This is a genomic window from Nocardia sp. NBC_01388, assembly GCF_045040085.1.
In the GTDB taxonomy this organism is placed as follows: Bacteria; Actinomycetota; Actinomycetes; order Mycobacteriales; family Mycobacteriaceae; genus Nocardia.
In genome coordinates, this window is sequence record NZ_CP109553.1 from 601,681 (window position 1) to 627,817 (window position 26,137).

Here is a 26,137-nt window from a genome sequence, read left to right on the forward strand (position 1 = left end):
TCAGCCCACCGACAATCCGGCGATCCGCAGCGAGTTCGGCTCGGAGACGACATGCGACTCGGCCACTCCCTTGAGCCACGGCTGCGCGACCATGAAGTCGTTGACATCGGCGATATTGAGCCAGCAGCCGGTCGCCGAGGCCTGGGCGGCCGCGGTCGAGAAGACGTCCGACGCACCGGATTCGCGGCCCTTGGCCAGCGAGGACGTGACGTCGGGCGAGGAGCAGTTCAGGTAGTTCAGGCCGCCGTCGGGGTCGAAGTTGATGTGGCCCCAGGTGTACGGGGAGGGGGCGTCCGGCCAACCCGCCAGCAGCAGCATCTCGGGCGCATCGGCCGCGGCGGTACCGGGCCAGCCGTAGATCTGAGAAGTGGGGTAGCCCTGCACCTTTGCGGTAATGCCGACCGTGGCGAGCTGGGTCTGGATCAGATTGCCGACGAGCTGGTTGTCAGGGTTGCTGGAGTCGTATCCGACGGTGACCGTCTTCTGATCGGCGGGCAGACTGTCGACGATCTTCTTCAGAGCCGAAGTGTCGTGCGGGATAGTCTGTTTCGCGAAATCTGCCGTCATCATATTCGGCGGGAAGACCTGATCGGCGGCCTTGCCGCGACCGAAGTAGGTCTGCTGCACGATCTGCTGCACATCGATCGCCTGGGTGAGCGCGACGCGTGCGGCCTGGTTGGTGAACATGCCCTTGTGCGGGTTCACGTAGAAGTAGTTCGACATCATCGTGGGCAGTGAGTAATTCGCGAACTTGGAATTGCCGATGTACGACGACACCGCGGAGGACGGCAGGTCGTGCAGTACCGCGGCCAGCTGCCCATTGTTGAATTGCAGCTGCTGCGCCGAAGTGTCGGTGATCACCGGCAGATCCACCGTGGTGAAGTACGGCTTGGCGCCCCAGTAGTCGCCGAAAGCGGCCATACCGTAATGGGATCCGACCTGAGCGTCGGTCAGCGTGTACGGCCCGGTGCCCAGATCGTGTGTGGTGAGATACGCCTGGTCATTGTCCTTCCCGGCATTGGCGGCCAGACCCGTCGGGCTGAGCATGCGCGGCCCGTAGGGCGAGGCCAGGTAGTCCAGGAAGACCGCATTGGGCGCCTTCAGGGTGATGGTGGCGGCGTAATCACCCTGTGTAGTAACAGAATCTATGTCCGAAACCATGTACGCCGGGCCCTGATTCACCGCGAGCCGGCGATCGAACGACGTCTTGATCGCCGCCGAGGTGAACGGGGTGCCGTCGTGGAATTTCACGCCCTGCCGCAGTGTGAAGGTGAAGACTTTGTTGTCCGGCGAGGCGGTCCACGCGGTGGCCAGCAGCGGTTGCAGCTGCGCCTTGTCGGTACCCGGCGCGTACTGCAGCAGACCCTCGTACAGGTTGGTGGTCAGCAGCAGGCCCTGCCCGGCGTAGTACACGTCCGGGTCCGGCGGCTGACCCGGGTCCTGCAGGAATGACAGGTGCAGCACCTTGTCGGTGGGTGCGGAATTGGGCGACTGGTTGGCGGACCCGCACGCGGTGACTGCGAGCAATGCCGCGGACGCGATGGCGGTGGCGGCGAAAAGCCTTCGGGCGGAATGGATCATCGGGCGGTTCCTTCGAGAAGACGGTGCTGAGGAAAGGGAGGTCGGGGTCGGTGTCATACGGCGACGATGCGTGGATCGGCGGCGGCTTGCAGGAGATCGACAATGGTGTTGATGACGACGTAGACGGCGCCGAGCAGCAGGGTCACACCCGCGATGGCCGGGAAGTCGGCGACCGGAATGCTCTGGGCGATGTACTGCCCGATTCCGGGCCAGCCGAAGACCTGCTCGACCACCAGGACGCCCGAGAACATCAGTCCCACTTGCAATCCGGTCATGGACAGTGCCGCGCCGACACAGTTGCGCAGTACGTGCCGGAGCAGGATGCGCGCCGGGCCGAGGCCCTTCGCCTTGGCGGTGCGGGCGTAATCGCTGTCCACATCGGTGATCAGACTGGACCGCAGGACCCGGCCGATGGCGACCGCGGGGCCGAGGGCGATCACGGTGGCGGGCAGGATCAGATGGCTTATCGCATCACCCGCCACGTCGAAGCGCCCGGCCAGCAGGCCGTCGACGGTGAGCAGTCCGGTCGGGCCGGTCGGTGCGCCCGAGATCGAGGTCCGGCCGTTCGCGGGCACCCAGCCCAGCTGCTGGTAGAAGACGATCAGGCCGAGAATGCCCAGCAGGAACATCGGTGTCGAGGCGCCGACGAACAGCACCGCGCGGAACAGGCCCGAACCGGGCCAGTTCAGAGTGGTCGCAAAGGCCAGCAGAACCGCCAGCACCAGCGCGATGAGCAGCGCGCACAGCGCCAGCTCCAGTGTCGCCGGTACGAAGTTCACCAGATCCGTGCTGACCGGACGGCGGGTGCGATAGGAGGTGCCGAAATCGCCGTGTGCCGCCGAGGTCAGATAGTGCCAGAACTGCACGGGCACCGGACGATCCAGGCCGAGCTCGTGCCGCCGCGCCGCGATGGCGCCCTGTGACGCGGAGCCGCCCAGCTGGGCGTGCACCGGGTCCAGCGGCGAAATGCGCTGCAGCACAAACATTACCGCGGTCAGTGCGATGAGGATGGCCACCATCGCCGCGATCCGGGACAGAATGAAATTGCGCACGCTACCCCTCCTTCTTCATCAGGTTGCGCAGGCAGTCGCCCGCGATGGTGCCGATCAGGGCCAGCACCGCGACACCAAGGCCGGGCATGACCGGAATCCACCACTGCTGCAGGAAGTAACTGAGATTGCGGGCGGCGTCCGCACCGAGTTCCGGTGCGGGCGCGGCCTGTCCGAGCCCCAGGAACGACAGCGAGGCCAGGGTGAGGATGAGGGTGCCCAGATCCAGGCTCGCGGCGACCAGCGCACCGGGCGCGGCCCCCGGCAGCAGATGCCGCAGGGCGAGCCGAATCGGCCCGACACCACAGAGTTTCGCCGCCTCGACATGCGGGCGGGCCGCCAGCGCACTGATATCGCCGCGGACCAGCCGCGCGTAGAACGGCCACCAGACGATCGATACCGCGATCAGGGTGTGGGTGAAGCCCGGGCCGAGGGCGGCGACCACGGCAATGGCGAGCACCGGTGCGGGCAAGGCCAGGAACGCATCGGTAATGCGCATGAGCAGCGAGTCGGCCCAGCCGCCGACAGTGCCCGCGATCAATCCGACCAGCCCGCCCACCAGCAGTCCGCTGGCGACCACGGCGAGTGCGGCGAACCAGCTGGCCCGCATGCCGTAGAGCACCCGGCTGAGCAGATCGCGGCCGATATTGTCGGTGCCGAGCAGAAATCCGTGCTGGCCGGGTGCGCTCAGCGGCATGCCGACCGGCAGCAGCGGATCGTAGGGTGCGAGGATCGGCACCGCGACGGCGGCCAGCGTCACCACCCCGATCAGCGACACTCCGATCCAGTTCCAGCCACCGGGAAATGCGCGCGGCACCACCGTGATTCGGGCGCCGCGCAATCGCGTGAGCGCGGGCAGGGCGACAGTCATCTCAGCTCACCTTCTGTTCGATACACGCCACCTGATGCGTGCCGCCGGGAATGCCTTCGAGCCGGACATCGAGCTCCTCGTCACTGCAGGCCGGGATGGCCAGCGGGCAGCGCGGGTGGAAGGCGCAGCCGGAGGGCGGTGCGAGCGGACTGGCGGGCTCGCCCACGGGTGCGGCGGGCTCATGCGCCGGATCAGGGATGGAGGCGATCAGCGCTCGGGTGTAGGGGTGCACCGGATTGCCGAGAACCTGTTCGGCCGTGCCGATTTCGACAATGCGGCCGAGGTACATGACCGCGATCCGGTCGGCGACCACCCGGGCCACCGCCAGATCGTGCGTGACGAAGACGACCGACATATTCAGGCTGCGGCGCAGATCGCCGATGAGGTTGATCACCGCCGCGGCCAGCGAGACGTCGAGCGCACTGGTCGGCTCATCGCAGAGCAGCAGCGAGGGCGGCACCACGGTGGCGCGGGCCAGCGAAACCCGTTGGCGCTGACCGCCCGAGAGCTGACCGGCGCGCGCCTTGGCGATCTCCGGCATGAGCCCGACCCGGCGCAGCGCCTCCTCGACCTTGGCGGCGCGTTCGGATCGTGAGAGTCCGGAGCGCAACAGCCGCTCGGATATCAACTCGCCCACCGACATCCACGGCGTCAGTGACGCACCCGCATCCTGGAACACCATCTGCGGGCGTTGCGCGCCGGCGAGCGTGATCGCGCCGGCCGTCGGCTGTTCGAGGCCTGCGATCACACGCAGGAGTGTGGATTTGCCGCATCCGCTCTCGCCCACCAGGGCTACGGATTCGCCGCGCCCCACTGTCAGTGATACCCGCCGAAGCGCGTGCAGTACCGCCCGCTGCCGAATACCGCCGACCGCAAACGTTTTGGTGATATCGCGCAGCGTGACGACGGCGTCGGTCTCGGCGGCAGTTCCGATGGCAGGCTCCGCGGTGTCACCGGCGTTGTCAGGCAGGACATTCACTTGACCTGCCACACCGGCGTCCTGGTTCTGAGCCGGCGCGCGGTCTATCGCCTCCTGAATGATGCTGGGGTCCTGCGTATCCACGGACACCGGTACGGGATCGGCGGTGCTGATCGGCGGCAGGATGCAGGCCGACACCCGGTCCGGGGCGATCGCCACCGGGTCGGGCGGGGCCGCGGCGCAATCCGGTGTCGTATGCGCACAGCGCGGGGCGAAAGCGCAGCCGGAGAGGGGATTTGCCGGACTGGGCACCTCGCCGGGAAGTGAGGGCAATCGCTGATCCGGTCGAGTCCGCAGCGTCAAACGCGAGCGCAGCAGTCCGCGGGTGTACGGATGCGCGGGTGCGGCGAGCACCTCGGCGGTCGGTCCGATCTCGGCGATCCGCCCGGCGTACAGCACCGCCAGCCGGTCCGATATCTGCGCCGCCACCCCGAGATCGTGGGTGATCATCAGAATGCCGCAGCCGAGCTCGTCGCGAATCGTTTTGAGCAGTGCGAGAACCTGCGCCTGCACCGTCACATCGAGTGCGGTGGTGGGCTCGTCCGCAATGATCAGTTCGGGATTGCCCGCGATCGCCATGGCGATCATCACGCGCTGGCGCAGCCCGCCGGAGAGCTCGTGCGGATAGCTGCGCATGCGGCGCGCGGGCTCGGGTATTCCCACGGCCGCGAGCAGGCGCTGCGCCTCCTCGGCGGTGCCGGCGGCCTCGATCACCTGCTTTCCGATGCGCATGGTCGGATTCAGCGAAGTCATCGGATCCTGGAACACCGCACCCAGATCGAGCTTGCGTACCCGCGCCAAGGTCTTGGCATTCCCGCCGATCATGTCCGTTCCGGCGACGGTCACCGCGCCGTCGGTGCGGGTTCCCGCCGGCAGCAATCCCAAGAGTGAGAACCCGAGAACGCTCTTGCCGGAACCCGATTCGCCGACGAGTCCGAGGATCTCGCCCCGGCGTACCGTCAGTGACACTCCGCGCAGCGCATGCAGGTCGCGCCCGCTGCGCCGGAACGTCACCCGCAGGTCTTCGACAGCGGCGACATCGCTCAGTGCCGTGTCCATCAATGCAGTGCCCATGAACGCTCCTACCGATCAACCTGTCAACCGATAGTTTTTAGGTGCCACTGCGTCTTTCGATGACGCACACGTATCGCTTGTGCTGCCCCTGGTAACTTCTGGATTGCCGATGGTTTCTATCGAGTGACAGAAAACGCTCGGACTGCGCTGGGAGAGCTGGGTTTCTAGGTCTGATCTGCATAAATGCGGTTTCTCGGTGGACTGCCGGTCCGAGCTGCCGCAGTGCCCGCTGCGAGATGGTCGCTGTCCCCGCGGAATTCGATCGGGGCCGCCGGGGTTCGTTCGAACCGTCCGAGCCGCAGCGGCTCATCACGCGGCCGTCGCTGCGAGCAGCGGCTGTTCCCGCGCGGCTGGATCGGCTGTTCGGGTGGTGCTCGGATCGGGCAGGTCTCCGTGCCGGCGAGGCTTCTCGCTCAGCTGCCGTGGGAGGTGAGGGGATCGCCGGGCCGGGAGGCGAAAGTCGGATTCGGCCGCGGCGTTGGTGCGCGGTCATCGGCTGCCGGCAGGGCGTGGTCCCCCGATAGGGTGTGCGCATGCGTGATCTGGGGAATGGGTTCGGCTATCTGGTGGCGGGGCAGCGGTGGGTCGGCCGGAATCGGCGGTGGTTCGGGTTCGGGCTGCTGCCGGGGCTGATCACGCTGGTGATTTATGTGGCCGCGTTCATCGGATTGGCTTTCGGGGCGGATGATTTCGTCACCTGGGCGACCCCGTTCGCGGACGACTGGAGTGCGCCGTGGCTCGGGCTGTTCCGCGGGTTCCTGGTGGTCGGGGTCTTCGTGCTGGGGCTGCTGCTCGCGGCTGTCGCCTTCACCGCGGTCACCCTGATCATCGGGCAGCCGTTCTACGAGAAGCTGTCCGAACAGGTCGACAAGTCCGAATCCCCGGACGGGAGGGCGCCGGAGTCCGGTAGGTCGATGGCGCGCGAGCTGTGGATCTCGACGCGCGACAGTATTCGGCTGCTGGCGCGGGCGCTGGTGTGGGCCGTGCTGTTGTTCGCGCTCGGGCTCATTCCGGTGCTGGGGCAGACCGTGGTGCCGGTGATCGGCATCGGTGTCACGGGTTTCTTTCTGGCCCAGGAACTTACCTCGGTGGCACTGCAGCGCCGGGGTGTTCAGGTTCGGGAGCAGCTCGCGCTGATGCGATCGCGGCGCCTGCTGGTGTGGGGCTTCGGCGTACCGCTGGCCGTGGCGTTTCTGATTCCGGTGGTGGCGGTATTCCTCATGCCGGGTGCGGTGGCCGGTGCGACCCTGCTGGTGCGGGATCTGGATTCGGCCACCGCGTCCTGAGCCGACCCGTCAGAACGGCTTGGTCGGCAGGTATTTGCCGTCCAGGGTGATGACGGCGCGCTCGCCACCGTCGGGGTCGGCGACCTTCTTCACGTCCAGCTTGAAATTGATGGCGCTGATGATGCCGTCACCGAACTGTTCGTGGACAAGCGCTTTCAGTGTGGTCCCGTAGACCTGCAGCATTTCGTAGAAACGGTAGATGGTCGGATCGGTCGGGATGCCGCCCGGGATCGAGCCACGGGTCGGGATGGTCTGCAGCAGCAGCGCGGCATCGTCGTCGAGGCTCAGCAGTTCGGCGACCGCGACCGCGGCGGCTTCGGGCAGCGGGTGCTGACCGAGGACGGCGGCGGTGACGAAAGCGACCGACAGGCCGGTGACATCGGCAATCTGCTGCCAGGACAGGTCCTTTCGCATCTTGGCGTCGACGGCCACGATGGCCAGCGTCTGGCGGGCGGCGGGATCGAACTGGGAGTGCACCATGAGGGGGTTCCTTATCGAGAGGTGAGATCAGGCCGGGTGGCCGGCGAGGTCGAGTTCTTCGACAGCGCCCGTGGGGATTTCGTACACCCAACCACGCAGGGTGAGGGTGTTCGCGGCGAGCGCCGCGGCCACCGAGGGGTGGGTCGCGAGGTTCGCCAGTTGTGCGGATACATTCGCGCGCACCAGATTTGCGACGGACTCGCCGGTGCGCGAGGCGCGGGCCATCGAGGCATCGGCATGCCGGAGCCAGCTCGCGACCGCCGGTGCGCCCGTGAGATCGTGACCTTCGGCCAGCGCGGTCATCGCCCCGCAGGCCGAATGTCCGCAGACCACGATCTCGCTGACCTTCAGCATGGCGACCGCGTATTCGATGCTCGCCGCGACGCCGTCCGAACCGGGGGAGTAGGCGGGCACGATATTGCCCGCGGTGCGGATGACGAACAGCTCACCGGGCTCGCTCTGGGTGATCAGCTCCGGCACCACCCGCGCATCGGAGCAGCCGATGAACAGGGCCGTCGGGCGGTGCGTGGTCGCCAGTTCGGCGAACAGCGGCGTCTTGGCGGGAAATACGGTGCGCTGGAAGCGCGCGACTCCCGCGGCAAGATCGTGCATGGTCACTCCTTCGGATGGAATCTGCCGGTGCGGCTGACAAGATCCACTCTGGCTGACCAGTGTCTATAGTGTCCAAGACGCAGTAATCATGGAATCTATTGGCCTCATCTATAGTGCGGAGGTGGCCCTGGAACTCCGGCATCTGCGCTACCTGCTCGCGGTGGCCGAGCGCGGCAACTTCACGCGCGCCGCCGAAGATCTGCATGTTTCGCAACCCACGTTGTCGCAGCAGGTCAAGCAGCTGGAACGCGCGGTCGGCGCGCAATTGCTGGACCGCAGCGGCCGCAGTGTGCGGCTGACCGACGCCGGGACCGCATACATCCACTACGCGCGGCGGGTGCTCGGCGATCTGGCGGCCGCCGACCGCGCCGTCAGCGATGTGGCCGATCTGACCCGGGGCAGTCTGTGCCTGGCGGTGACTCCGACCTTCACTGCCTACCTCGTCGGTCCGCTCGTCGAGCAGATGCACAGCCGCCACCCCGGGATCGACCTCCAGGTGCGCGAGGTACCCCAGCATCGGCTCGAAACTGGTTTGCTGGCAGACGAATTCGACCTCGGCATTGCCTTCGACGGACCGCATCTGGCCGGTGTAGACGCCACCCGGCTGTTCACCGAAAGCCTCAGTCTTGTTGTCGGAGTGGAACATCCGGATGCGGGTCGCAGCGCGGCCGTCCCGGTGGCTGCGCTCGCCGACTACCGGCTCGCACTGCTCAGCGGCGGGTTCTCCACCCGCACGCATATCGATGCCTATCTGGCCGCCCATCAGGTCAGTCCGCGAATCTCAGTGCAGGCCGACTCGATTCAGGCTCTCGTCGAGATAGTCCAGCGGACCGCACTGATCACCGTCCTGCCCGACGCCATCGCCGACAGCCACCTCGGCCTGACTTCCGTCCGCCTCGAACCGGCGCTGCCCGCACGAACCGTGGCCCTGCTGCGCCGCGACGGCGCCTACAGCAGCGCCGCCACCCGCGCCTTTCTCGCCCTCGCCGGTGAGCTCATTCGCGACCGGGGCTATCCCACGGGCGGAAGCGGCGGCAGCTCGAGATTGTCGCGGAAGGTCGCGCCGACGTAGTCGTCGCCGACAATGTGGCGGCGGCGCAATTCCGGGAGCAGCCCGTTCAACAGGAAGTCGCGGGTGCGGGGATCGGCCAGGCCGCCGAGGGAGATCACGTCGAGCACGCCCGCGTCGTAGCGTTCGGCAATGGTGTCCGCGAGCTGTTCGGGGGTACCCGCCGCGGCCCAGTGGCCGGTGTCCTCGGCGGCGATAATCAACTCTCGCAAGGTCTTTCCGGAACGGGCGAAGGCGCTGAAGATTTCCACGCGACCGCGCCTGCGCTGTACCGAACGCACATCGCGGAGCAGGCTCTCCGGGATCGGCTGATCCAGTGGCAGCTCGGCGAGATCTATTCCGCTTGTAGGGATGGTGGAAGGTCGTCGTCACCGTGGCGATCAACCCGATCTGGCTGGTCACCGAGCGCAGCGCGGCCAGGAAGATCAGTGGCTCCTGCGCGCCGATCGCACCCTGCGCCCCGAAACTGAGCAGGTCGGCGGCGAACAGCGCATCGAACCGATGCGTCTCCGCGAGCTTCGCGATCTCGATCGCCGACGCTACCGTCGATCGCCCCGGGTCCAGCGCGTCCGCGTACACGTCCGCCGAACCGCTCACTCCCGTAACCGTTTTCAACGGCCGCCGCCGCGCGTCACCCATTTCATCCACGCTAAGACGCCCGCGGCGGAACCACGATGATTACCTTCGCCGTGAACGAAACCCGGTGCGGCAGCGGCTATCGGACGGTATCTATGCCCGCCAGGAATTGCTCGCGATCGTCATGGTCACGCAGCTGCGCCGCCATCTGGCCATGTTCGACGGCGCCGAACTGGCGATGGCGATCGCCGCGCACCCCGGCGATATCGAAGCCGCACTCACCGCCTACGAAGCGGCTCTGTTCCCCCGGAGTGCGACTTTCTACGCGGACGCCGTGGAGATCCTCGATCTCTGCCTCGGCGACCGCGCGCCCTTCGGGCTGATCGAACTCTTCGACAGTGCACCTGCGGAAGAGCATGCGTGACAACGCCGAACGCCTATACGCGGTGCGTGCACCCGATGGTCAGATCGAGGAGTTGGGCCGCGTCGTGGCGCAGGGATTCCGCGGCATCGGGTTCATCGGCGTAGTGGCGCAGCAGGGCCTGCTGGAAGAGTCCGTCGAAGGTGGCGTACGCGAGGGATTGGCTGACGACCAGCGGGCAATCGCACAGGACGGCATAGCGCTCCACGACATTGGCGATCATCTGCTGCCGGCGCTTGTCGATGTCGACGACGTCCGTGCGGAACGATTCCTCGAACAGGCCCTGATTGCGGACGTCGTACCAGAGCCGATGCAGTGGGGCGTCGTCCTGCAGGGTGCCGGCCATCAGGGCGCTGAAGGCGTCCCGCAGTTCCTCGGCGGTGTGTGAGGTGGCGACGACATCGTCGTACCGGGTGACGCAGACGGCCTCGTACAGCTGGACCGCGTGGGTGAGCAGCTCGACCTTGTCGCTGAAGTAGTAGTGCAGCACACCGTGTGAGAACTCGGACTTCTGAGCGATCTCGCGCAGGCTGGTGCGCGCGTAACCCAACTCCGCCAACGTGTCCAGCGCCGCGGTCGCCAACTGGGTCCGCCGCTCGGCGAACTTGTCGTCGCGGGCGTGTCGCGCCCGCTTCTCGACGCTTTCCTTGATCGTGTTTCTCCTTCGGCATCCGGCACCTGGTGACGAACCGTCCCGAGTCTATAGCCGATCCGACTAACCCCGATGCCTAGCGCTTGGACAGTTGTCATAGAAAATCTTGACGACTGTCCAAGCTTTGGCGTAGCGTGGGCGGCGCTTCGCAACGCTGGTGAATACACGCGAGAGGCCAACCCGCACACATTATCTCGATGGCGTGTGCGTGCATGGACAGTAACTTTCGGCTCCAGCTCCGATTTCCGGCAGCAAGAGCTGTAAAGCCGCGGGCCGCTTTCTCGGGCCGGCCCGTGGTCGTCACCCGCTCCGCCTGCAACGGACCCGGTGACGATCGTGAACGGTCGAGGCCCCGGCAGCCGCCGCCGGGGCCTCGCCACCCGCGGCGCAGTCAGAGGGCGAGCATGGCGGCAGCGATCTGTTCGGCGGCGGTGGGCCGCAGGGCGGTACCCATATCGTCGAGGACAAGCAGTCGCGCCGAGGGGATCTCGGCCGCGAGGGCCTCACCATTGCCGACCGGAAAGAACGGGTCGGCGCGACCGTGCACCACGAGCGTGGGCACATCTAGCTCACCGAGCCGCTCCCGCCATCGAGGCGAGCAGTCGATCCGCGAGAACACCATCCCGAGCTGATTCGCCTGATGCACCGCGGCATCACTCGACGGCGTCCGGTCCCAGATTCGCCCCGCCGTCTCCCGCGCCTCCTGCGGATCATTCCCCATCAGCTCGGCGCCCCCGGCAGCGAATGCCGCAACAGCATCCCTGTCCTTCCAGTCCGGTAGCGGCTGCGAGAACACCGCCCCCATGACCGCGCCGTCATGGTCCGGCAAATCCCCGTCGACCGGTCCCGGCGCCACCGCCCGAGTGCCGACAAGCGTCAGCGCGGAGAACACCTCCGGGTACTCCAGCGCGGCTACCTGGGCAACCATCCCACCCACGCCGACCCCACCGAGGTGGGCGTTCCCGGCACCGAGCGTCCCGGCCAGCGCAGCCGCGTCAGCAGCGAGATCCCGCAGGTCATACCCCGGATTCTCCGGGTCGAGCGTCGTCGAGGCGCCGCAGTCCCGCAGGTCGTACCGGACCACCCGCCGCGCACGCGGCGCGAGCCGCTCGCACAGCGCGTCAGGCCAGGACAGCATCGTGGTCCCGCCGATCAGCAGAACCAGCGGATCATCCTCGCGCCCGAAGCTCTCGATACCGAGCTCCACACCGTTCACCCGCACCGAACCCATGCCGCTTCGAACCGATCCCGCCATGTCTGAACTCCTGTCTGTCGGTACATCCAGAGGTATCGACGACGGACTCATCCGAAAATCATCGGTGCAGCCGACCCCGGGTCCATTCATGAGGGAACTCGGGTTATGTCCCGCTTCTTTCGAACTGGGGCTCACGCGGGACTATACGACGGGTGTGGGCGTAGACGGCGGCGTGAACGCGGTCGCGGACGCCGAGTTCGGCCAGGACATTCGAGACGTGGGTTTTGACGGTATCGAGCCCGACACTCACCACGATCAGCACCGAGGTGCCGCCGAGCGCCAGGGTCTGGGTCGTAGTGGTACCGCCGAAGTGCAGCAGCAGGTTCGGCAGTACGGCGACAGCACCGAGGTAGATCGAACCGGGCAGGGTGATCCGGCCGAGGACGTGGTTGAGGTAGTCGAGCCCTGCTCGATGAAGATCACGCCGATAATCGTCAGGAGCGCCGCGCCGCCGATTCCCGCGAGAATCAGGACACCCCGGCTGCCCAGAATCGCCGAGCCCTGGCTCGGGATGCGGGCCGCGATCCCGGCGAAGATCAAGAGCGACATGCCGTTACCGATGCCGCGCTCGGTGATCAGCTCCCCGAACCACATGACCAGTGCGGCGCCCGCGGTCATCACCGGCACAATGCTGATCATGCCGAAGGGCGAGCTGTTCACCAGCACATTCTTGGGGCAGCCGCGCAGTAGCCGGCCGTGCCCGGCCAGCGCCACCAGGGTCGGCGCCTGCAGAACCGCCAGTGCGACAGCCGGGTAGCGGGTGTACTGCGTGATCTTGTTCTGCCCGGTCCGGCCCTCCTTGCGCAGTTCTTCGAAACGGGGGATCACCACCGTCAGCAGCTGGGTGATGATGCTCGCGGTGACGTACGGAATGATGCCGATCGCGAAGACCGAAAGCTGTAGCAGCGCACCGCCGGAGAAGAGATTGATGAGCTGGTAGACACCGCCGGAATCGCCGTCGGAAGCGATGGCGGCGCAGTCGCGCACGGTCTTGTAGCCGACGCCGGGTGACGGCGGTGTCGCGCCGAGACGAACCAGTGCGAGCAGTCCGAGGGTGAGCAGGATCTTCCGCCGTAGCTCCGGAGTCCGGATAGCCGGTACCAGGGCGGAAAGCACGGAACCTCCTGATGAACGATGTTGTCGGACAGGCGAATACCGCGGACAGCCATCGGAACGAACTGGCTGGAGGTCTTCGACGGTACGGATCGCACCCACCGGTCCACGTCGCCCGTGAGGCGGACTTCCGCCTCCCTCAATAGGGGGAACCCGTCACCGCGGGAGCTCTGCGATGGTCGTCCCGCCCACAGGTCGAAAGCCGGAAACGCCCACTCCGAAGCCGTGGCAGCCCCTCGACGCCCCTGGTCGGTAGCCTGATCCGGTGGCGTCGATCGAGAAAGCACCGAGTACGGCGGCGCGGCCGGGCATCGCCCTGGCGGCGGCCACCGCCGTACTCTTCGTCACCTTCCTCGACACAACGGTTGTCAGCGTCGCGCTCGGCGATATCCGCCGTGAGCTCGATACCGATGTGATGCTGCTGCAGTGGGTGGTCAATGCCTACACGCTGGTCTTCGCCAGTCTCATGCTGGCGGGCGGCTCGTTCGGTGACCGGTGGGGGCGCAAGCGCGTCATGATCATCGGATTGGTGATCTTCTGCGCCGGATCGGTGATCGCGGCACTCGCGGCCAGCGTGCCGGTGCTCATCGCCGGTCGAGCGATCATGGGAGTGGGTGCGGCCGCTTCGGAACCGGGCACGCTATCGGTAGTGCGGCAGATCTTCCCGGAGGATCGGGCGCGCGCCAAGGCGCTCGGCGTATGGGCGGCGGTATCCGGGCTGGCGCTGGCGGCCGGGCCGGTACTGGGCGGAGTGCTCGTGCACGCGTACGGGTGGCGCTCGATCTTCTGGTTCAATCTGGTGATCGGGGCGGTGGCTCTGGCTGCGGCACTGTGGTCCGTCCCGGAAAGCGCCGACCCGCGGCCGGGTCCGCTCGACTGGCGCGGAATCCTGCTCGGCGCAACCTTTCTCGGTTCGGTGATCTATGCCGCGACCTCCGGCGAGGACCTGGGTTACAGCGCGCCCTCGGTGATCGCGCTGTTCGTGCTCGGTGGTTTCGCGCTGGCGGGTTTCATCGCCGTCGAAATGCGTTCGCGCGCACCACTGTTCGACTTTCGATATCTCGGTCGGGCGGGCGTGCGTGGTGCGCTGGCGGTCGCCTTCGCCGTCTACTTCGGCATCTTCTCGATCTTCTTCTTCACCGCGCTGTATCTGCAAGTGATGCAGTCGTATTCGGGTGCGCGCACCGCCACGGTCTTCGCGCCGATGGCCGTCGCCATCATCGCCGGATCGCTGGGTGCGGGCTTCTGGGTGGCACGTCGTGGCGCGCGCATCCCCATGATCATCGGTTGTGTGCTCGGCGCCGGTGGCATCCTGCTGACCCGTCTGGCCCTCGCCGGTCCACTGCACGATCTGCCGCTGGCCGGTGCGATGGCGGTGGCCGGCCTCGGATTCGGTATTGCCGTAGTGCCTTTGACGTCCGCCGTGATGTCCGGAGTACCGCCGGAGCACTCGGGTATGGCCGCCGCGGCGACCAATACCATGCGCCAGGTCGGTTCCGCCGTCGGCGTCGCCGTGCTCGGGGCCCTGGTGAATTCGTTCCTCACCTCGGATCTGAAGGCCCGGATGAACGAACTGGGTCTACCGGCCGCATTACAGCCACCCGTCATCGACGCACTCGAACGCGGCCGCATCCCCGAGGGCGCCGACCTCAGCCCGTATCTCAAATATCTGTCGAAGGTGTCCGAGGTGCTCGACACCGGCAAAGCCGCATTCCATCACGGACTCGATGTGGCACTGCTGGTTTCGGCGCTACTGATCCTGGCCGCAGCGATCTTCGCCGCGCTCGACGCGGCGAAGACCCTGCCGGATCCGGAAGCGCTATTTGGCCGGGGCGGACGAACCGGCGGCAACACCGATCGTATTGATGATGGTGGTCCAGAAATTGCCCAGCGGCGTGGTGCCATTGCTGGAGCTCATGGTGGTGAGGCTGGAGGAGCCCGAGGTGGGCGTGGTATCGGCGGAGGCGGGTCCGGCGACGGCAACCAGTGCGGCGGCGATGGCGATAGCGGCGAGTCCGGCACGACGAGTGTTGGAGGTCATGGCACGGAACTGCAGTGAAATTGAGACGTTTCAGACTGTAAACGGAGACATTGCCCCCAGGACCGGAACATCTTCACCCCGGGTGGGGGCATCGTCGCCAATCTACGGTGCCGAACGGACCGGCACCGGTGAAATGCCGACAGCCGGGGCGTAAGTCACTGCGGGCAGGTGGATTTGAAGGGCGTGGCGGCGAACAGGTCGCCGATCCACGGCAGCCACTGATCGGATACCTTGTCCGGGGCGCTGTGGCCGCCGGGGACGACCAGATCGTGGACCGGGGTGCCCAGAGTGCACATCCTGGCGATCGCCGCGGTCGGCCATGCGGTGCTCACCAGGAGAGCGGCGTCGCCGCGGACGATGTGGGTCGGCAGGTTCGCGGCGACCTTCGGCAGGTTGGTGCGTGATTCGAGGTCCGAAACCGTCTGCGCGGCGGCATCATCGGCGAAGCGGGCCTCAGCGGGGGTGGCCGCTGCGCCGAGGGCGAGGTCGGCTGCGGTCATATCGCCGGTGCACCGCGACTCCAGATGCGGTGCGGCAGTGAGTAAATGCTAGTCCTCAGGCCGGCACGGACCTCCGTTTGGCAGCCTTCCTCGACCGGGCGAAGCGGCGCATGATCGGGGTGTCAACCCAGTGGTACAGCCCTGCGGCGATGATGGTCGCGACCACCAGGCACAGCAGGGTGAAGCCGGCCCAGCCGAGGATGCCGAATTCCTTTCCGCCGATGAGGTATCGGGTGATCACGACCATGACCGGGAATTGGATCAGGTAGAAGGCGAAGGAGACATTGCCCAGCCAGACCATGCGGGGATGGGAATTGAGGCTGCGGATGCCGTGCAGATCCCGCACGGCCATGGTGGCGATGACCGCGGTCATCGGAGGCAGCAGCAGGACCGACATCTTGTAGTTCACCGGAACCACCCAGGTGGCCGCGTAAGCGGCGACCAGCGTCACGAGCGGAAGCGTGAGACTGGTGTTGCGCCAACGCCCTTCGAGGACCAGGCGGGCCGCCAGGACGCCGAGGAAGAACTCCGGCAGTCGCGACGGCGGGAAGTTGTAGCTGAGCCAGTAGGACGGCGAGACCGGGATATCCGGCTGTACGAACCAGGCGGGGGAGGCGTGCAGCTCGTAGTACGGCGAGGTATCTCCCGGAACCAGCCGGGGCGCAAAGGCATTCGCAATTCCCTTCGGCCCGTCGGTCCACAGGAAGTACGAGGTGTGCAGGGCGACGATCGCGAGCATGAGCAGCCCGAGAGCCGGCCACAGTCGCCGGGTCGGGATCCGCCGGATCAATGGCAGCAGGATCGGAAAGCTCAGGTAGAAGAGAACTTCCGATGCCAGCGACCACGACGGCACATTCAGCCCGCCCACCGTGGTCCATTTCGGCACCCAGGTGTGCACCAGCAGCAGGTTCGGCACCCAGACGATCAGGCGCGAGAGCGGCACGCTCGCCACCACGATGAACGCCGCCGCGGCCAGCAGGTGCATCGGATAGATCTTCAGCACCCGTCGCCGATAGAACGCACGCGCTGTCATGCCCGGCCGGAACGACCAGTAGATGATGAAACCGGAGAGCACGAAGAAGAACGTGACTCCCGCCGCGCCCAACTGCATCGGCACCCACTCGTGGATATGCCGGAACAGCTCGGACTTCTGGAACGGGTACACCGGCAGAAATACCAAGGCGTGCAAGACGAATACCGCGAATGCCGCCCACCACCGGGATCCGGTCAGCGAGGGCAGCGGGGGCCGTTCCCGATCCGCCCGCTCCGCGATGAGCGCCGCCGAATCCGGTCGCACGACAGGCGCCGCGGGCGGCGGTACGATGACGGCCGCCGCAGCGGGCCGCGTGGACAGGACCTCCGGTGGGCGAGTCATCGTGCGTACCTTTCGTAGAGCGCGTTCGCGACCACGGAGTCACCCTCGGGGGAGGGGTGGAACGGCAGTCCGTCGAGCTTGATCGTCGGATCGAAAACGCCGTTCACCCATGGTTGCGGCGAGCAGAGCCCGTGCCCGGCGGTCAGCGCGCGGGCGTCGAGGTAGTCCAGCTTCAGCTCCGCGGCGGCGTCGCGCTGCGCCTGGTCGAGCCTGTTGAAGTATTCGACGACCGTGCGGCCGCGCGGCTGCGTGAACGGGACGACGCCGAAGAAGTCCAGGCATACGGTGTTCTGGTCCGCGTTGAACAGCTCCGGGTACCCGACCAGCACAATGCGCGCATTGGGTGCGTAGTACCGGATGTAGGTCACGACACCGCGAATGCGGTCCGCGTACGCGGTGCCCGAAATCAGCTGGGAGTCGGGCATCCGGCCCTGATCCACGGCGTCGGTGCCACAGCCGTCGGCCAGGTCGAATACGCACTGCTGCATGGCGTCCCACAGGTTTTGCGCGGAGCCGCCCCAGCGGTCGTTGAGGCCGAACTGCAGCGTCACCAGTTTGGTATCCGGTCCGAACGCGCCCACCTTGTCGGCGTCGCGCGCCTCGACGGTGAGCGTGTACCCCGGAGCGTTGTCGATCGACGCGCCCGCACAGGACGAGTTGGCCACCTGATCGCCGTCTCGCAGGCCCATCAGCGTGCTCAATTGCGTGGGCCAGGCCGTATCGCCGCGCAAGCACTTGTGATCGGAGGAGAAGTCCAAGGCGTTCGCGGTGAACGAATCACCAAGGATCACAAGCTTTTTACCCTCGGGAGCGGACTGCGCGCCCGATCCTCCGGCGCCTGCTGTGACGGCCGCGACCGCGACCACCGCGGCGCACAGCCACCGTCCACTGTTTCCCGACACGAGAATTCTCCGGATTCCTCAGTAGCCTGCGCGCGGTTCGAAACCGGGCGCGTCCAAGGTCGGCGGCGCCGCCTTGGGCTGCTGCTGGGTCTGCGGCGCGGGCTTCGGCGCGGCCGGCTGGACCGCCGGGGCCTGGGGCTCGGGAGCCACGGGCTGCGGGGCCACGGGCTGCGGAGCGGGTGCGTCCGTCGTGCTCGGCGGCGGTGCGTCAGTGCTGGTCACCGGCGCTGCCGCACCGCTCGGGGGCACGATCGCACTGCTCACCGGTGCCACGACGGCGCTGGTCGGCGTATCGCTCGATCCGCTGGATGCTTTATCGCTGCCGCAGGCCGACACCCCGCCGATCAGCAACACCCCTCCGATCGCCGCTGCTGCGAAACGTACGGCGAATGCACCTGGGGTACGAAACTTCATGAGATCCTCGAATCAAGAACTGAAGTGTAAGAATTTCACTTCAGCGGGAGTGTACAAGAGACTTTCGGGTCGATGAGCCCGGATTCGGGTCAGTGTCCGAATCTGTCGTAGATCGCGTTCGCGACCACGGCGTCGCCCTTGCTGGACGGGTGGAAGAACAGGCCGTCGATATCGGTGCGCGGGTCCATCACACCGTTCAGCCACGGTTGATCCGTGCAGAGTCCGTGCCCGGTGGTCAGGGCGCGGGCATCGAGGAAGTCGATATTCAGCAGCTGCGCGGCCTGCTGCTGCGCCTGCTGGATTCGATCGAAGTAGGCGACCACCGCGCCGCCGCGCGGCTGAATGAACGGTGCCACGCCGAGGAAATTGAGGCAGACAGTATCGGTTCCCGGCTGGAACAGCTCCGGATACCCGACCAGCACGATGTGCGCGTTCGGTGCGTAGTAGTGAATGTAGGTGATCGCATTGCGCATGCGGTCGGCGAACAGCGCGCCCGACACTCCGTTGTAGTCGGTGATCCGGCCCTGTGCGGCAGCCTCCGGCCCGCAGCCGTCGACGAGGTTGAATACGCAGCCCTGCAACGACTTCCACAGTGTCTGCGTGGACCGGCCCCAGTGATCGTTGAGGCCGAATTGCAGTGCCACGAGCTTGGTGCGCGGTCCGAACGCGCCCACCTTGTCCGCCTTCGCGGTTTCCACACCCAGCGTCCAGCCCGGCCCGCTGTCGATCGACGCACCCGGGCAGGACGGATCGACCATCGCGTCGGTGCCGTACACGCCCATCAGGGTGCCCAGCTGCGCCGGCCACGCCGTCTTGCCGTGGCGCAGGCAGCTGTTATCGGGGTCGGTGAAGTCCCACGCGTTCGCGGTGAACGAATCACCCAGTACCACAAGGGCTTTCCCCTCGGGGACGGAATCCGCCCCCGCAACCCCCGCTCCCGTCACCGATGCCGAGAGCGCTACCGCGGCGGCACACAGCCACCGTCCACTATTGCCGAACAACTGATTTCCCTTGCCTTTTCAGTAGCCTGCGCGCGGTTCGAACCCGGGCGCATCCAAGGTCGGCGGCGCGGGCTTCTGCGGCTGCTGAATCTGCGGTGCGGGCTTCGGCGCGGCCGGTTCGGTCACGACGGGCTGGGGTGCGGCCGGTTCCGGTGCGGCAGGTTCGGCGGCCGCTGGCTGCGGTGCGGGTGCTTCGGTGGTCGGAGCCGGCGCCTCGGTGGTCGGCGCGGGTGCGACCGTGCTGATCGGGGCGGCGGCGGGCGTGACCACCGCGCTGGTGGCGGTGCTCGGCGACCCGTCGGGGGCCTTATCGCTGCCGCACGCCGTCACTCCCGCGAGCAGCAGTGATCCGCCGATTACGGCCATTGCGGCACGTAGCGCGAACGCTTTCGGTGTAACAGATTTCATCGGTACCTCGAATCAGAAATTGAAGTGCCATCTGTTCACTTCAGCGGGGAGTGTACAAAAGGACTCCCCGGATTCGACCCGAATCGGCAAAACTGCCTGTCCTGGAATCGCGGACAGGCGCTCTGAGCGGCCAGGCTATCAATTCACAACGGGTGCCCGTGGCGAATCGGGACTATTCGGCCGCGTGGTGGGGATGGAACAGGGGATCGCCCCTGATCCGAACTGACGGCAAGGGCCTGGCCTCCGATCGGGTTCTGCCTCTAAAATAGAGGCATGACCAACAGTCTTATCCTCTCCGTCTGGCAGTCCGGAGATATCGGACCGCTGCCGGCCCTGCTCGCGGAGGACGCGATCTTCTCGAGTCCGGTTGCCGACTATCGCGGGCGCGAACGCGCGGCACATCTGCTGGGTGTGATCGCGAATGTGCTCGAAACCGTTGACCAGACACATCAGTGGGGTGACGATCGGCAGGCGCTGTACGCGTTCACTGCCCGCTTCGCCGATCAGGAGCTACAGGGAGTGCTGCGGGAGGAACTGTCCGAGACCGGCAGCCTGTCCCACGTGACGCTGTTTCTGCGACCCTATCGAGCCCTGCGGGCGGCGATCGCGGAAATGGCGCGGCGACTGGAGATTTCACCCCCACCGCCGGAATCGGTGCAACCATGACGGCAAGTACCCCGCGCCCCGGTCGCCCAATTCGCGGATCCACGACCGGTCGGCCGATCGTGGCCCTGTTCGACCTGATCGGCCGGCGCTGGGTACTCCGGGTGATCTGGGAGCTGGAGCGGGCCCCGGGTCCACTGACCTTCCGCGAATTGCGCACCGCATGCGGCGACATCTCCTCGAGCGTGCTGACCCGCAGACTGCACGAACTCACCGAGGCGCGCATTGTCGAACACGCCACCGGCTACACACTGACCGCAACGGGCCGCAGTCTCGTCCGCCGACTGGAACCACTGACGGAGTGGGCCGCCGACTGGGAGCGGCAGCTGAATTGAACGCTCCAGGGCCGACTGTTGGGCAGCCGAACCCGTCCCACGATCGATCCGCGCGCTCGGCATCGGCAGGGCGGTGGCACAGTGGACCGCGGGCGGGCCGAGTGAGGAGTGAGCGATGAGCGGACGTATCCCCAGTCAGTGGGAGGAGCTCACTGCTGCCGATCCCGCGCATTCGACGTGGTACGTCGAGCGGTTCCGGGCACTGGCGGCCGAGGGCCGGGATATCGCCGGGGAGGCGCGGCTGGTCGATGCGATGCTCGACCGCGGCAGTCGGGTCCTGGATGCGGGGTGCGGTCCGGGACGTGTGGGTGGGTATCTGCACGGAGTCGGGCACGTCGTAGTCGGGGTCGATGTCGATCCCGTATTGATCGCCGCGGCGGAGCAGGACTATCCGGGTCCGCAGTGGATCGTCGGCGACCTCGCCGAATTGGACCTGCCGGGCAGTGGGATCGAGGCCGGCTTCGATGCCATCGTGTGCGCGGGGAATGTGATGGCATTTCTGGCGCCGTCCACCCGGCAGGCGGTGCTGGCCGGGTTCGCCCGCCATCTCGCACCCACCGGCCGGTTGGTCACCGGATTCGGCGCCGATCGTGGATACGAGTTCCCGGATTTTCTGGCCGACGCCGAGAATGCCGGGCTCGCAGTGGATTTGCAGCTGTCGACGTGGGATCTGCGACCGTTCACCGACGAGTCCGACTTTCTGGTGGCGGTGTTCTCGCACCGGTAACCGCAGGAATCGCGCGCCTGGCCGTCGCCGATCTCGCCACCGAGGTCCGGCGGCTGCGCGCTGAGTCCGCCTGCCGCTGCCATGTGCGCGGTGTGTTGTGTGGCGTATGTGAATTGTCCGATTCGTAGAACTGCCACCATGGAAGCTGACATCTGGCAATTGCTTTCGGTCCGCCCCGGCCACACCCCGTAGAAGTCCTGATAGGTCCGCCGGCCGAAGAGCAGTGCCCCGCTGTGTGTGGCCCAGTGCGCGGCCACGGCCCGCCCCTGCTGCGGATCGGCATACGGCAGCGCCCACCCACCGTGCGTGAATCCGTTCCGCGTGTCCTCATCGGGCCCGCCCCGGCGACTGCATGACGCCGTCCAGGGTGACGCTGACAACCGCGACGATCTTGCCCATGTTCGCTCCTTCGGAAGTGCCCGGCACGCCACCGGGCTGCACCCTCTACACGAACGGGCGGCCGCGAATACGACAGTGCGCCGAAAATCGGCCCGGCAGCATTGCATCCAGCCCGTCGATCAACGATTCCGATGCTGCGATCGACAGCATTGCGCGACCGGGTAGCGCGGCCCGGCCCGCTGTTACGTTCGGTTCGTCGGCTGGTAGCCGGTACTCATCAGGGTTTGGACGGGTGCGATGACTGAGGTTGACGAGAATCCCACGCCGCGCAGGAAGACGATCAGCAATCCGTATATCCACCGATTGCAACGCCGGCATTTTCTCCTGTTCGATGTGCTTCCTATCATCGGCACCGTGGCGGCCTTCGCCTTCCTGGCGGTTCGCCCGTTCGGTGTCGTCGAATTCGCGCTGTTGTTCGCCATGTGGCTGGTCACCGGCCTGGGTGTGACGGTCGGGTATCACCGGCTCTTCACCCACCGAACCTTCAAGGCCGCGCCGTGGGTCGCCGCACTGCTGGCGATCCTGGGTTCGATGGCCGGACAGGGCGGTGTGGTGTCGTGGGTCGCGCTGCACCGGCGGCATCACGAATTCAGTGACCGCGAGGGAGATCCGCACTCGCCCAACCTTTCCGGCGGCGGCTTCACCGGTGCGGTACGCGGACTGGCACATTCGCACTTCCTGTGGATGCGCCGCCACGAATACCCGAATATCGTGCACTACGCACCGGATCTGATCAAAGATCGCAAGCTGGTGCGGGTGGCCCGGCTGTACTACTACTGGGTGGCGCTGGGGCTGCTGATTCCGACGGTCATCGGCGGGCTGGTCACCATGAGCTGGACCGGCGCCGTGAGCGGGCTGCTCTGGGGCGGCTTCGTCCGCATATTCCTGCTGGAACACATTGTGTGGGCGATCAATTCATTCCTGCACATGTTCGGCACCCGCCCGTACGAGTCCCGGGAGAACAGCCACAACGGCGGCGTGTTCGCCCTGGTGACGCTGGGGGAGTCGTGGCACAACAATCACCACGCTTTCCCGGATTCGCCCTCGTTCGGGTTGGACTGGTACCGGCTCGACCCCGGCTACTGGCTCATCAGAACGCTTGCCGCGACCGGCCTCGCCTGGGATCTGAAGGTGCCGACCACGGCGCGCATGGCCGCCAAACGTGTTGCCTGAGCACACACCGACCTGAAAAGCATTGCCCGAGAGAGGCTCACAGTGGATACGAGTAAAGAAGCGATCGTCGGCTGGTGCCAGGAGTACCTGGCGAATCTGCTGGAGGTGCCCGCCGCCTCGATCGACCCGGCCACCGACTTCGACCGTCTCGGCATCGATTCGGCGCTCGCCGTGGCGCTGCTGATCGAGGTCGAGGAGCGCTACGGCGTCGACCTGTCACCGGAGGACCTGTACGAGAACCCGACGCTCGATGCGGTGGCGAACCACCTGCACGAGCAGACCTCGAGAAACGTGGCCTGAGCATGGTCACGATCGATGCCGGGCGAACCGATGCCGCGGCCGCCGCGATCCGCCACCACTACGATATCGGCAACGAGTTCTATCGGCTCTGGCTGGATCGTTCGCTGAGCTACTCGTGCGCACTGCGCGAAACAGCCTATGACACACTGGAACTCGCGCAGGAAAACAAGCTGGCCCATCACCTGAATGCCATCGACGCCGGCAGTGCCCGCGCGGTGCTCGATATCGGCTGCGGCTGGGGTGCGGTGCTGCGGCGGCTCTCCGGGCGGCACGGCGTGGCCCGGTCGGTCGGCCTCACTCTCAGTGCGGAGCAGGCGGAATACGTTCGGGCCCAGCAGTACTCCGGCGTCGATGTACGGGTCGAGGACTGGCTGCACTACCGGCCCGAGGGGAAGTTCGACGGGATCATCTCCATCGGCGCGTTCGAGCACTTCGCCCGGCCCGACGATTCCGCCGAGGAGAAGATCCGCGTCTATCGGGAGTTCTTCTCGCGTTGCCGGGAGTGGCTCACTCCGGACGGCGCACTCTCGCTGCAGACCATCGCCTACGCGAATATGAATGCCGCACAGGCGAATATCTTCATGAAGCAGGAAATCTTCCCCGATGCCGAACTGCCGACCCTGAGTGAGATCACGGCCGCGGCGGACGGCCTGTTCGAAGTCTGCGCGATCAGCAACGGCCGCCTGGACTATGCCTGGACCTGTGCGGAATGGGCACGCCGGCTCAAGGCCGAGCGACCGGCGGCCACCGAACTGGTCGGCGCCGAGGCGGTAGCCCGCTACGAGCGCTATCTCAAGCTGTCCGCCATGGGGTTTCGGATGGGCAAGATCACGCTGTACCGGCTGGTGCTGCGTCCGTATCGGAGCGGATACTTCGCCGCCCGGGGAGATCGGGTCGCATGACGGTGGCGGCCTCCGATCCGGCCCGCCGCGTCCGGTTCAACCCGTTCAGCGCCGAATTCCGGCGTGACCCCTACCCGATGTACCGTGAGCTGCGCGCGAACACGCCGGTGCACAAGACCCTCGGCATGTGGGTGCTGACCCGGCATGCCGATGTGAAGACCGTGCTGCTCGACCGCTCCTTCAGCGCCGGACTGATCCCGCAGCTGGTCACTGCGCAGGCTGAACGCCTCGGGCAGGGCGACGTGGCCCGCATCGAGCGGCTGGGCCGGAAGTCGCTGGTATTCACCGACAATCCGGATCACGCGCGGCTGCGTGGGCTGGTGAACCGGGTGTTCACGGCGGCGGCGGTGGCCGAGCTGCGCCCGGTGGCGACCGCTATCGCCAGCCGCCTGATGGCCTCGGCCCGCGCCGCCGGTGGCCTGGATGTGATCGCTGATTTTGCTGCCCCGCTGCCCATTTCGGTGCTGTGCGAATGGATGGCGCTGCCGGAGGAGCTGCGTGCGCGAGTAGGACCGTGGACGCACGACATTCGATTCCTGCTGGAACCGGGATTGATGAAGCCCGCTGATTTCGCGCGGGTGCGTGAAGTGGTCGAGGAGTTCGCGGCCGCGCTGGACGAGGTGCTGGTGCGGCGCCGCAGACAGCCGGGCTCCGATCTGATCAGCCGATTGCTCGCCGCGCGTACCACCGGCGGTGATGTATTGAGCGGTGAGGAACTGGTTTTCGTCTGCCTCATGTGTTTTGTGGCGGGCAATGAGACCACAAAATCGCTGATCGGCAATGGGACCCTGGCGCTATTGCGGTATCCGGCGCAGGCAGCGAAGCTTCGGAGTACGCCCGATGCGGTGAAATCCGTTGTGGTGGAGGCACTCCGCTACGACAGTCCGCTGCAACTGACCAAACGCCTGGCGACCCGCGATGTCGAGATCGGCGACCGGATCATCCGCACGGGCGATCAGGTGCTGGTGTGCCTGGGCGCGGCCAACCGCGATCCTGAAATCTTCGAGCGGCCGGACGAATTCGACCTCACCCGCGATGCGTCCGGCCATCTCGCCTTCGGGCACGGAATGCACGGTTGTCTCGGCGGGCAACTGGCCGAACTGGTGGCCGAGGTCGCCTTCGCGTACCTGGGCGCGGTCGAACTCGAGCAGCTCACCGATGAATTCGACTGGCAGGAGCACAGTTTCATCGTCCGAGGTTTGCAGAGCCTGCCCGTGGCGATTCGGAGTGCGGCATGACCCATGTCGAGCCGGGTACTCGGAGCTGGCTGCGCTACAGCGCCGATATCGCGGCCGTGCGACTGATCTGCCTGCCGCACGCCGGTGCGGGAGCCTCGTCGTTCACTCGGTGGCTGGAGTTGTTCCCGGCGGAGATCTCACCGATCCGCGTCCAATTGCCGGGCCGGGAGGATGCGGCCCGCGAACCGGCCCTGCGCCGCGTACCCGAGGCGGTCGCCGGATTGCTGTCCCAGCTCACCGTTTTCGAGCGGGAGCCGCTGGCCGTGTACGGCCACAGCATGGGCGCGCTGGTCGCCTACGAACTGGCCCGCGCGCTGGCCGCCGCCGGAACACCGGTCGTGCACCTGTTCGTATCCGGCCGCCGCGCACCGCAATTGCGCGCCAGTCGCCCACCCATCCACGATCTGCCGGAGGCGGAGTTCGCCGCCGCCCTCGCCGGTATGAACGCGTGGGGCGAGGCCGGTCGCAGCTCGGCCTTCCTGCGCTACGCCCTCCCGCTCACCAGGGCTGATCTCGAACTGTCCGAGGAGTACATCCACCACGCGCAGCCGCGGCTGACCTGCCCGATCACCGTCTTCCACGGCACCGAGGACCCGATGCTCGACATCGCCGAGGCCGCCGCGTGGCAGCAGCTCACCGACGGCCCGTTCACGCTGCACGAATTCCCGGGCGACCACCTCTTCCACCACCGGCACCGCGCCGCCATAGCGGCGCGCATGGCCGAGGCCGTGCAGTAAGGAA

The 26,137-nt window shown here is 66.7% G+C and carries 26 protein-coding genes and 2 pseudogenes; 12 read left to right on the forward strand and 16 right to left on the reverse strand.

Features of this window, described 5'->3' with window-relative positions; genetic code table 11:
• The 4 genes from OG716_RS02855 to OG716_RS02870 are packed head-to-tail and all read right to left on the reverse strand — an operon-like array spanning position 1 to position 5,554.
• Positions 1-1,581 (reverse strand): ABC transporter substrate-binding protein, encoded by a 1,581-nt coding sequence (locus tag OG716_RS02855; RefSeq protein WP_405136136.1) that lies wholly within the window; start codon positions 1,579-1,581, stop codon positions 1-3.
• Between the two features lie 53 nt (positions 1,582-1,634).
• Positions 1,635-2,633: an ABC transporter permease gene (locus OG716_RS02860; protein WP_405136137.1), complete on the reverse strand. Its 999-nt coding sequence runs from the start codon at positions 2,631-2,633 to the stop codon at positions 1,635-1,637.
• 1 nt (position 2,634) lies between these two features.
• Entirely contained in the window at positions 2,635-3,501 is an 867-nt protein-coding gene (locus tag OG716_RS02865) for an ABC transporter permease (RefSeq protein WP_405136138.1), read from the reverse strand.
• 1 nt (position 3,502) lies between these two features.
• The gene (locus OG716_RS02870; RefSeq protein ID WP_405136139.1) at positions 3,503-5,554 is read right to left on the reverse strand and encodes a dipeptide ABC transporter ATP-binding protein; all 2,052 of its coding nucleotides are present in this window, start codon (positions 5,552-5,554) and stop codon (positions 3,503-3,505) included.
• A gap of 533 nt (positions 5,555-6,087) precedes the next feature.
• Here OG716_RS02870 and OG716_RS02875 point away from each other — a divergent pair.
• A complete protein-coding gene (locus tag OG716_RS02875; protein WP_405136140.1) occupies positions 6,088-6,840 on the forward strand; it encodes an EI24 domain-containing protein in 753 nt (250 codons plus the stop codon).
• A gap of 9 nt (positions 6,841-6,849) precedes the next feature.
• Here the strand turns inward: OG716_RS02875 and cynS are convergent, their stop codons facing one another.
• Both cynS and OG716_RS02885 read right to left on the reverse strand, forming a co-directional pair.
• Positions 6,850-7,320 (reverse strand): cyanase, encoded by a 471-nt coding sequence (gene cynS / locus OG716_RS02880; protein WP_405136141.1) that lies wholly within the window; start codon positions 7,318-7,320, stop codon positions 6,850-6,852.
• A gap of 27 nt (positions 7,321-7,347) precedes the next feature.
• Entirely contained in the window at positions 7,348-7,932 is a 585-nt protein-coding gene (locus OG716_RS02885; RefSeq protein ID WP_405136142.1) for a carbonic anhydrase, read from the reverse strand.
• Positions 7,933-8,059: 127 nt separating this feature from the next.
• On the opposite strand from OG716_RS02885, the gene cynR reads away from it, so the two are divergent.
• A complete protein-coding gene (gene cynR, locus OG716_RS02890) occupies positions 8,060-9,004 on the forward strand; it encodes a transcriptional regulator CynR (protein ID WP_405139483.1) in 945 nt (314 codons plus the stop codon).
• Here the strand turns inward: cynR and OG716_RS02895 are convergent.
• Positions 8,944-9,640, reverse strand: a pseudogene (locus OG716_RS02895) (LLM class flavin-dependent oxidoreductase). The gene cynR and the pseudogene OG716_RS02895 overlap by 61 nt on opposite strands.
• Positions 9,641-9,704: 64 nt before the next feature.
• Here OG716_RS02895 and OG716_RS02900 point away from each other — a divergent pair.
• Complete coding sequence (locus OG716_RS02900; RefSeq protein ID WP_405136143.1) at positions 9,705-10,001, forward strand: hypothetical protein; 297 nt, start codon at positions 9,705-9,707, stop codon at positions 9,999-10,001.
• Positions 10,002-10,014: 13 nt separating this feature from the next.
• Here OG716_RS02900 and OG716_RS02905 read toward each other — a convergent pair whose 3' ends face one another.
• The 3 genes and pseudogenes from OG716_RS02905 to OG716_RS02915 all read right to left on the reverse strand — a co-directional run bounded on the left by OG716_RS02905 (position 10,015) and on the right by OG716_RS02915 (position 13,021).
• A complete protein-coding gene (locus OG716_RS02905) occupies positions 10,015-10,650 on the reverse strand; it encodes a TetR/AcrR family transcriptional regulator (protein WP_405139485.1) in 636 nt (211 codons plus the stop codon).
• Positions 10,651-11,041: 391 nt separating this feature from the next.
• Positions 11,042-11,905, reverse strand: coding sequence for an alpha/beta fold hydrolase (locus OG716_RS02910; RefSeq protein WP_405136144.1), 864 nt, complete (start codon positions 11,903-11,905; stop codon positions 11,042-11,044).
• A gap of 103 nt (positions 11,906-12,008) precedes the next feature.
• Positions 12,009-13,021: pseudogene (locus tag OG716_RS02915) on the reverse strand (hypothetical protein).
• 262 nt (positions 13,022-13,283) lie between these two features.
• On the opposite strand from OG716_RS02915, the gene OG716_RS02920 reads away from it, so the two are divergent.
• Positions 13,284-15,077, forward strand: a complete 1,794-nt coding sequence (locus OG716_RS02920; protein ID WP_405136145.1) for an MFS transporter — start codon at positions 13,284-13,286, stop codon at positions 15,075-15,077.
• A gap of 137 nt (positions 15,078-15,214) precedes the next feature.
• Here OG716_RS02920 and OG716_RS02925 read toward each other — a convergent pair whose 3' ends face one another.
• The 6 genes from OG716_RS02925 to OG716_RS02950 all read right to left on the reverse strand — a co-directional run bounded on the left by OG716_RS02925 (position 15,215) and on the right by OG716_RS02950 (position 19,659).
• Complete coding sequence (locus OG716_RS02925) at positions 15,215-15,559, reverse strand: hypothetical protein (protein WP_405136146.1); 345 nt, start codon at positions 15,557-15,559, stop codon at positions 15,215-15,217.
• A 55-nt stretch (positions 15,560-15,614) separates the two neighbouring features.
• Positions 15,615-16,934 carry an acyltransferase family protein gene (locus OG716_RS02930; protein WP_405136147.1) on the reverse strand — a complete coding sequence of 440 codons (1,320 nt, stop codon included), beginning with the start codon at positions 16,932-16,934 and terminating at the stop codon, positions 15,615-15,617.
• Positions 16,931-17,836 (reverse strand): SGNH/GDSL hydrolase family protein, encoded by a 906-nt coding sequence (locus OG716_RS02935; RefSeq protein ID WP_405136148.1) that lies wholly within the window; start codon positions 17,834-17,836, stop codon positions 16,931-16,933. Before OG716_RS02935 ends, OG716_RS02930 begins: the two co-directional genes overlap by 4 nt.
• A gap of 18 nt (positions 17,837-17,854) precedes the next feature.
• A complete protein-coding gene (locus OG716_RS02940; RefSeq protein ID WP_405136149.1) occupies positions 17,855-18,250 on the reverse strand; it encodes a hypothetical protein in 396 nt (131 codons plus the stop codon).
• An 89-nt stretch (positions 18,251-18,339) separates the two neighbouring features.
• Entirely contained in the window at positions 18,340-19,251 is a 912-nt protein-coding gene (locus tag OG716_RS02945) for an SGNH/GDSL hydrolase family protein (protein WP_405136150.1), read from the reverse strand.
• 18 nt (positions 19,252-19,269) lie between these two features.
• Complete coding sequence (locus OG716_RS02950) at positions 19,270-19,659, reverse strand: hypothetical protein (protein WP_405136151.1); 390 nt, start codon at positions 19,657-19,659, stop codon at positions 19,270-19,272.
• 273 nt (positions 19,660-19,932) lie between these two features.
• Here OG716_RS02950 and OG716_RS02955 point away from each other — a divergent pair, with 273 nt between their 5' ends.
• The 8 genes from OG716_RS02955 to OG716_RS02990 all read left to right on the forward strand — a co-directional run bounded on the left by OG716_RS02955 (position 19,933) and on the right by OG716_RS02990 (position 26,133).
• Positions 19,933-20,325: a nuclear transport factor 2 family protein gene (locus tag OG716_RS02955; protein WP_405136152.1), complete on the forward strand. Its 393-nt coding sequence runs from the start codon at positions 19,933-19,935 to the stop codon at positions 20,323-20,325.
• Positions 20,322-20,657 (forward strand): winged helix-turn-helix transcriptional regulator, encoded by a 336-nt coding sequence (locus OG716_RS02960; protein ID WP_405136153.1) that lies wholly within the window; start codon positions 20,322-20,324, stop codon positions 20,655-20,657. The genes OG716_RS02955 and OG716_RS02960 overlap by 4 nt, the downstream gene beginning before the upstream one ends.
• A gap of 115 nt (positions 20,658-20,772) precedes the next feature.
• Positions 20,773-21,384, forward strand: a complete 612-nt coding sequence (locus tag OG716_RS02965; protein ID WP_405136154.1) for a class I SAM-dependent methyltransferase — start codon at positions 20,773-20,775, stop codon at positions 21,382-21,384.
• A 636-nt stretch (positions 21,385-22,020) separates the two neighbouring features.
• Positions 22,021-22,956, forward strand: coding sequence for an acyl-CoA desaturase (locus tag OG716_RS02970; RefSeq protein WP_405136155.1), 936 nt, complete (start codon positions 22,021-22,023; stop codon positions 22,954-22,956).
• Between the two features lie 42 nt (positions 22,957-22,998).
• The gene (locus OG716_RS02975) at positions 22,999-23,256 is read left to right on the forward strand and encodes an acyl carrier protein (RefSeq protein ID WP_355126157.1); all 258 of its coding nucleotides are present in this window, start codon (positions 22,999-23,001) and stop codon (positions 23,254-23,256) included.
• 2 nt (positions 23,257-23,258) lie between these two features.
• Positions 23,259-24,158, forward strand: a complete 900-nt coding sequence (locus OG716_RS02980; RefSeq protein WP_405136156.1) for a class I SAM-dependent methyltransferase — start codon at positions 23,259-23,261, stop codon at positions 24,156-24,158.
• Positions 24,155-25,396 (forward strand): cytochrome P450, encoded by a 1,242-nt coding sequence (locus OG716_RS02985; protein ID WP_405136157.1) that lies wholly within the window; start codon positions 24,155-24,157, stop codon positions 25,394-25,396. The genes OG716_RS02980 and OG716_RS02985 overlap by 4 nt, the downstream gene beginning before the upstream one ends.
• A complete protein-coding gene (locus OG716_RS02990) occupies positions 25,393-26,133 on the forward strand; it encodes a thioesterase II family protein (RefSeq protein WP_405136158.1) in 741 nt (246 codons plus the stop codon). Before OG716_RS02985 ends, OG716_RS02990 begins: the two co-directional genes overlap by 4 nt.
• The last annotated feature ends 4 nt before the right edge of the window (positions 26,134-26,137 follow it).